This window comes from Streptomyces sp. NPDC004111 (assembly GCF_042874215.1).
Lineage (GTDB): Bacteria > Actinomycetota > Actinomycetes > Streptomycetales > Streptomycetaceae > Streptomyces.
The window spans coordinates 1-4,907 of record NZ_JBIAMU010000054.1; the positions used below are offsets into that span (position 1 = coordinate 1).

Consider the following 4,907-nt stretch of genomic DNA (forward strand, 5'->3'; position numbering starts at 1 on the left):
CCGACCTCGATCAGCGGGGACTCCACCAGCGGCTTGAGCTGCACCACGCGCGGGTGGTCGGGCATCGGGTGCAGCACGGTCGGGTCGGCGGGAACAAGGGAGGGCATGGGTCGTTTCCTCTCGGCCTGCGGCTCGGTCCCGCTCCACGCGGACGCCGACAGCGGCGCCATCGTTAACGCGACAGCTTTTACATTAGGATGCTTGCATGACTTCGCCTGCTGATCAAGAGGATTCTTCGACGCGGCCCCGGCGCCGCCCCGGCGGCCGGACCAGCCGCACCCGTACGCAGGTTCTCGACGCGATCCGCGCCGAGCTGGCCGAGCGGGAGTACGACGAGATCACCCTGGACGCGGTCGCGGCCCGTGCGGGCGTGCATCGCGCGACCGTGTACCGGCGCTGGCGGGACGTCGGCGGGCTGCTCGCCGACGTCTTCGAGGCGGCGGGGGACGACGACTGGCAGCCCCGGGACACCGGCTCGCTGCTGGGGGACCTGGCGGCGCTGAACCACGAGAGCCAGACGGCCCTGACGGAACGGCCCTCGCTCGTCGCGGCCCTGTTCGCGGCCTCGTTCCGCTCCGCGGAGGCCGCCCGCGCCGTGCGGCGGCTCTGGGAGGACAGGTACACCCGGTGCGAGGTCATCGTCGAGCGGGCGGTGCGCCGCGGCGAACTGGCGCCCGGCACCGACGCGCGGCAACTGGTGGTGGCCGCCGCCGCGCCGGTCTACCACCAACTGGTGCTGGTCCGCGCACCGGTCGACCCCGGTCTGCCGGACCGCGCGGCGCGCACCGCCGTTCTCGCCGCGTCCGCGGGGGCCTTCGCGGTGCCGCCGGGGGAGGGCGCCGAGGGCACCGTCGACGACTGAGTGGGACCGCCGCCCGGCCGGCCACCACGGCGACCTGCGCACGGCCTGTCTGCGCGCGGCCTGCCTGCGCACGGCCTGCCTGCGCGCGGCGCGCGAACTGCTGGAGGAGGGCGGCAGCCGCGCCCGGGACGGCGTGCCGCGAACAGCACCGCCAGGTTCGCCCCCCGCAGGGTGCGCGAGCAGGCCGAGCCGGGGCAGCCCGAGGTGCTCGCGGAGCGCCGCGATGTCCTCGACCTGGCGGTCGCAGCGGTACGAGGAGGGGGCGTCAGGCCCGCCCCGCCTCTCTCACCACGCCTCTCTCACCACGCCTCCCTCACCCCGCCTCCCTCACCCCGTCCAGCTCCACTCCGCCACCTCCGGCAGATCGACCCCGTGCTCCCGGATCCACGCGTGGTGACGCGTTCGTACGTCGGCCATCGTCTGCCGGACCGACGCCGCCCGCACCCCCAGCCCCGGCACCCGGTCGATGACGTCCATGACCAGCCGGTAGCGGTCGAGGTCGTTGCGGACCACCATGTCGAACGGGGTGGTCGTGGTGCCCGACTCCTTGTAGCCCCGTACGTGCGTCCGGGCGTGGTTGGTCCGGCGGTACGCGAGCCGGTGGATCAGCCACGGGTAGCCGTGGTACGCGAAGATCACCGGTTTGTCCGCGGTGAACAGGGCGTCGTACTCGAAGTCCGGCATCCCGTGCGGGTGTTCCCCGCGCGGCAGCAGTCGCGTCATGTCCACCACGTTCACCACCCGTACCGCCAGCTCCGGGAGGTGGTGGCGCAGCAGCTGGGCGGCGGCCAGGACCTCTTGGGTGGGTACGTCGCCCGCGCACGCCAGCACCACGTCCGGCTCCCGCTCGCGGCTCTCGGTACCCGCCCACTCCCAGATGCCCGCACCGCGCGCGCAGTGCGTGCGGGCCTCCTCCAGGGAGAGCCAGTCGAAGCCCGGCTGCTTCCCGGCGACGACGACATTGACGTGGTCACGGGTGGCCAGGACGTGGGCGGCGACGCACAGCAGGGTGTTGGCGTCCGGCGGCAGGTAGACCCGTACGACCTCGGGGCTCTTGTTGAGGACGTGGTCGACGAAACCGGGGTCCTGGTGCGAGAAACCGTTGTGGTCCTGGCGCCAGACGTGCGACGTGAGCAGGTAGTTGAGGGAGGGGACGGGAGCCCGCCACGGCAGCGCGCGCGAGGTCTTCAGCCACTTGATGTGCTGGTTGACCATGGAGTCGACGATGTGCACGAACGCCTCGTAGCAGGAGAACAGGCCGTGCCTGCCGGTGAGGGTGTAGCCCTCCAGCCAGCCCTGGCAGAGGTGTTCGGAGAGGATCTCCATCACCCGGCCGTCGGTGGCGAGGTGCGCGTCGCCGCGGACCGTCCCGGCCTGCCACGCCTTGCCGGTGACGTCGAACAGCGCGCCGAGCCGGTTCGACTCCGTCTCGTCGGGGCCCACGACGCGGAAGTCCCGGCGGTCGGCGGTGTCCGCCATGATCCGGGCGAGCAGATCGCCCAGTATCCGGCTGGGTTCGTGGAGGGTGCTGCCCGGCTTCTCGACCGGGACCGCGAACTCCTCCAGCGGCGGTACGGGCAGGTCGCGGCTGAGCACCCCGCCGTTGGCGTACGGACTCGCGCCGAGCCGCCGGTCGCCCTCGGGCACGCACGCCAGGACCTGCGCGGTGGGCCGCCCCTCGGCGTCGAAGAGTTCCTCGGGCCGGTACGACCGCAGCCACGCCTCCAGTTGGGCCAGGTGCTCCGGGTTCTCGCGCACCGCGGCCAGCGGGACCTGGTGGGAGCGCCAGGTCCCCTCGACCGGCTCGCCGTCGACCTCCGCGGGTCCGGTCCAGCCCTTGGGCGTACGCAGCACGATCATCGGCCACCGTGCGCGTCCGGCCGCGCCGCGACTGCCGCGCGCGGCCCGCTGGACTGCGGTGATCCGCTTCAGCGCCCGGTCCATGGCCTTGGCCATCGCGCGGTGAACGGTGTACGGATCGTCCCCGGCGGACGCCGTGACGTGCAGCGGCTCGTGCCCGTACCCGCGCAGCAGGGCGTCGAGTTCGGCCTCGGGGATGCGGGAGAGGACGGTCGGGTTGGCGATCTTGTACCCGTTGAGGTGCAGGATCGGCAGTACGGCGCCGTCGTGCACCGGGTCGAGGAACTTGGTGGAGTGCCAGGACGCGGCGAGCGGCCCCGTCTCCGCCTCGCCGTCACCGATCACACAGGCGACCAGCAGGTCCGGGTGGTCGAGGGCGGCCCCGTAGGCATGGGCGAGCGAGTAGCCCAGCTCACCGCCCTCGTGGATCGAACCGGGCGTCTCGGGCGCGACATGGCTGGGCACCCCGCCGGGGAAGGAGAACTGCCGGAACAGCCGGGCCATGCCGTCCGCGTCCCGCCCGACGTCCGGATACGTCTCGCTGTACGAGCCCTCCAGCCAGGAGTTGGCGAGCACGGCGGGACCGCCGTGCCCCGGCCCCCAGACGCACAGCGCGTCCAGCCCGTGCTTCTTCACGAGCCGGTTGAGGTGGGTGTGCACCAGGTTGAGACCAGGGGAGGTGCCCCAGTGGCCGAGCAGCCGCGGCTTGATGTGCTCGGGGCGCAGCGGCTCGGTGAGCAGGGGGTTGTCCATGAGGTAGATCTGGCCTGCGGCGAGGTAGTTCGCGGCCCGCCAGTGCGCGTCGAGCGCTTCGGGGGCGGAGGGACGGGCGGAACGCGCGGGCCGTTCGGTGCGTGCGGGCCGCTCGGCACGGCGCCGTCCGCCGGACCCGTGGTGCCGTTCGGAGCGGTGGTGGTGCCGCTCGGACAGGTGCGGTCGCTCGGGCGGGTGGGCTCGCGCGGACACGGATGGCTGTTCGGACCGCTCGGGGCGGTCGGGCGGGTTGCTACGGGCGGGTGCCACGGGTTCTCCTCCATGTCGTCGTCCGTCGTCGTCCGTCATGGTGTGCGGGGCGCACGGCCCGACCCCCTCCCCGGCAGTGGCAGCCGGCGGCCCGCGGGCCCCGTACCCGTATCGGACACTTCCACACGGAAGCGACGGGGGCGAGGGGGGATTCGGTCCCACCGGGCGGCCGTGCGCGGGGCGCGGCCGTTCGCGGGGGCGCGGCCGTGCGCGGGGCCCGGCGGGTCCGGAGTGCGGTGGGTCCGCGCGCGGTGGGCCGGAGCGCGTTGGGTCCGGGCCGAGGCGGGTCCGGGGTGCGGTGGTCCGGGCCGAGGTGGGGCCGGGTCGCGCAGAGTCCGGGTCGCGCCGGGCAGCGGCCCTTTCCCCCGCCTCGCGTAACCCCTTACAGTGGTTACATGAATCCCTCCACCCGCACGCGGACGCCACGATGACCGGAGGCAGGGCCACCGGCAAGGTCAAGGGCATGCCGATGCGCTCCCGGAACGGGGTCGCCTACCGCTTCGACCCCGGTGCGCTGTGCCTCGAACTGCTCACCACCGGCGGCCCGGGACCGTACCGCAAGTACGAGGTGCTGCACGCGCCCGCGGACCTGGCCGCCTGGGCTGACCGGTCGCGGCTGCGCCCGTCGCCGCTGCCGGTGCTGGAGATCACCGAGGACGAGGTGGCCGAGGCGCGCCGGGTGCGCGACGCGCTGTTCCGCATCGTCGTCGCCCGTACGGCGGCCGGCGGCGAGCAGCCGCCCGACCCCGCCGACGTGGCGGCGCTCAACGAGGCGGCGGCCCGAGCACCGCTCACACCCGCCGTCGGACCCGACGGCGCACGCCACTGGGTCCGCCCCGCCGACGGCACCCGGCTGCTGGCCACCGTCGCACGCGACGCGGTCGAGCTGCTGACCGGCGAGTACGCCCACCGCGTCCGGGCGTGCGCCGCCGACGACTGCCAGCTCGTGTACGTCGACACCTCGCGTCCCGGCAGCCGCCGCTGGTGCTCCATGGAGCACTGCGGCAACCTCCACAAGGTCCGCGCCCTCCGCGCCCGCACGGCGGAGCCGGGCGAGAAGCCCTAGATGTTCTGTCCATGGAGGTTGGTGACGGATTCCATGGCTTGGGGATCTTGAACGAGTGAGGGCCTTCCGGGTTCGGTGTGGATTGCGACATCTACA

3 protein-coding genes and 1 pseudogene are annotated in these 4,907 nt (G+C 73.6%); 2 read left to right on the forward strand and 2 right to left on the reverse strand.

Annotated elements, in window-relative coordinates; translation table 11 throughout:
- A pseudogene (locus tag ACFYVL_RS44570) lies at positions 1-107 on the reverse strand (antibiotic acetyltransferase); the annotation flags it as partial.
- A 98-nt stretch (positions 108-205) separates the two neighbouring features.
- On the opposite strand from ACFYVL_RS44570, the gene ACFYVL_RS44575 reads away from it, so the two are divergent.
- Positions 206-862 carry a TetR/AcrR family transcriptional regulator gene (locus tag ACFYVL_RS44575; protein WP_389255917.1) on the forward strand — a complete coding sequence of 219 codons (657 nt, stop codon included), beginning with the start codon at positions 206-208 and terminating at the stop codon, positions 860-862.
- A 327-nt stretch (positions 863-1,189) separates the two neighbouring features.
- Here ACFYVL_RS44575 and ACFYVL_RS44580 read toward each other — a convergent pair whose 3' ends face one another.
- On the reverse strand, positions 1,190-3,745 hold the full coding sequence (locus ACFYVL_RS44580) for a phosphoketolase (RefSeq protein WP_389255919.1): 2,556 nt from the start codon (positions 3,743-3,745) through the stop codon (positions 1,190-1,192).
- 427 nt (positions 3,746-4,172) lie between these two features.
- On the opposite strand from ACFYVL_RS44580, the gene ACFYVL_RS44585 reads away from it, so the two are divergent.
- Positions 4,173-4,811 (forward strand): CGNR zinc finger domain-containing protein, encoded by a 639-nt coding sequence (locus tag ACFYVL_RS44585; RefSeq protein ID WP_389255921.1) that lies wholly within the window; start codon positions 4,173-4,175, stop codon positions 4,809-4,811.
- Positions 4,812-4,907: the final 96 nt, after the last annotated feature.